Raw genomic sequence first — 2298 nt, 5'->3', positions numbered from 1 at the left:
TTGCCCTAGTGGAATGGAGAAAATAAGATTAGAGGTGGGATAGAATTTGGTATAATAAGATATAACAAAGCATAATGGAGGGAGAGAGTGATGTTAAAGTGTGCTATGTATGAAAGAATATTGATATTTTTCACTTTATTGTTTGCTAATATACTTTATGCCTCCAATCCTTGTAATGAAAATATTTCTTTAAAAGACAAAGATAGCTTTGAAATACTAGAGCTCAATATGCCTTTATTTCAATGCTCTTTTAAACAAGAAAAGGTGATGTGGCAATATAATCAAACATTACCAAAAGACTATAACCAAACACTTAAAGATTTGCAAAAAAACTTCCCCACTTTATCCCTAAAACAAGCGAAAGGATTACGATATGCCCTTTATATACAAGATTCTGTTAATAGCATAAAGAAAAATAAAACCACAAATGATAAAAATATTTTTGGTAAAATCTTAGGCTCTGCCACATTCACGCAAAAAGACATAGATAATATGCAAGGAGCAATAGATTTTTATTATCAACAATCAATCCCTAGTCTCAATATTCACGAAAGAGAAAAGCTTTATTTAAAGCTCTATGGGGAACTAGAATCAATAAAAATAGAGAAAAGAGCAGAAGATTCTCAGCCAATTAGCAAAGAAGAGATTTTTAAATCCCAATTGGACAATAAGAAAATATTACAACAAATAAAAGACATCACGCAATTAAGTTTTGGCAGCGAAAATGAAGAGAGTTTGTATGTAGATATGGTCAATAATCTTGCATTTATCTATAACGCTAATTTGCTCATCAATGAGGGCAAAGATTATAAAGAAAGAAAATATAGAGCCTACAATGAAAATAAAAATGCCTTAGAACTTTTGGAGTTACTTTATCTTTTTGCTCAAAAAACACAAAACAAAGAAAATCAATTTATATCTTTGCAGGGAAGTCTTGTAACTATACAAGGAGCAATTATGAGCATACCTATACATACACCTTTTAATAAAGAGGATTATGAGAGAATGAAAAATAGAAAAGAATATATAGAGTATTGTGGTAATTTATTTAAATTAGATGGGATAGTGGCAGTAGTTGGAACGATTGAAAAGCTGATAGCACAGGCTTCTAATGCCTCATATTCACAAAAACAAGCCATATTTCAGGAAGCTTTTACTAGAATAGATTCTATTTCTAAAGTCTCAAAATTAGGTTCAAAAGATTCTGATTTTATGAAGCGTGTATTAGATATGTTAGAGTATGAAGATAAATATTTTAAATAGGAATAAATATGTCAAACGAAAAAGATGAAAGAAGTATTTCTAAAGATACTGCAGAAAATATAAGAAGCGGTGGAACAGCCCTTTCCTTAACTTCTGCTACTCTTGATATACTTGACAAATGCGGTGCTGTATGCAAAAAGATTCCTATTGGAAGTGATATTGTAGATTCGGTTTTAGTTTATGATGAAACCAAAAGTGTCAGAAAAGCTCTAGTAAGGTTTGGAGTAAATACCATAGGGGGACTTGTGGATAAACCACTTGTTGTTATTTTTATTTTTGATGTAGAATTGGGAGTTTGGACTTACAAAGTCATAAATAATGCAAAATCTTTTGTAGAGGACAAAACAAATTCTTTTATTGATAATATAGAAAACTTTTTTGAAGATATGTTTAATACTATCAACAATAGTTTTAGGGGTTGGCAAAATAGACTTATTTTTGAAAAAACAGGTGTTTGGTTTGAAGCATATTTAGAAAAAGATAAACTAGAAAAAATAGAATTTGCTGGAAGCACTGAAGAAATACAAGGGCAATATCTTGAATATATTAAGCATAATCAAAAAAATTTAACGCTTAAACCACAGCTTAATTTGAAACCTACCACAGAAGAATTAGATAATCATTTTAATTTATATTTTGCTAAAGTTAAAAGTATTTTAGAAAACGATATTGTTAATAATAAAGCAATTCCAATTGCTTTATTTAATAAACAAAACAATAGATATTTTTCTCAAGCCTTTTATATCCAAAAACTTAATCCCAACGATATAGATTCCCTCACCAAAGATTCCCCTATTCATCTACTCAATGCCCTATATCAGTGTGAAGACTATATTTTGCTTGATGAAAATAAAGAAGCTATTGTGAATAAAAAGTCTTTTAATTATAAATCATCTTTTTACCTCTCCTTCCTCTCCAACCAAGATTCTATAAGCAATGAATACTTAGAAGCTAGAAAATCCCTCTATAAATCTATTTCTCAACTTAAACAAGAAAAGCAAAAGCAAGAATTACAAGAACTACAAAAGCAACAAG

The 2298-nt window shown here is 29.5% G+C and carries 1 protein-coding gene and 1 pseudogene; both read left to right on the top strand.

The window, feature by feature from the left end:
* Positions 1–90 precede the first annotated feature (90 nt).
* Complete coding sequence (locus tag LS65_RS09585) at positions 91–1263, top strand: hypothetical protein (RefSeq protein WP_034363051.1); 1173 nt, start codon at positions 91–93, stop codon at positions 1261–1263.
* Positions 1264–1271: 8 nt separating this feature from the next.
* Positions 1272–2298: pseudogene (locus tag LS65_RS09580) on the top strand (hypothetical protein); the annotation flags it as partial.

It is taken from the genome of Helicobacter japonicus (assembly GCF_000762845.2).
In the GTDB taxonomy this organism is placed as follows: domain Bacteria; phylum Campylobacterota; class Campylobacteria; order Campylobacterales; family Helicobacteraceae; genus Helicobacter_C; species Helicobacter_C japonicus.
Note: the sequence above shows the minus strand (reverse complement) of the source record. Positions and strands in the feature narration are given on the sequence as shown.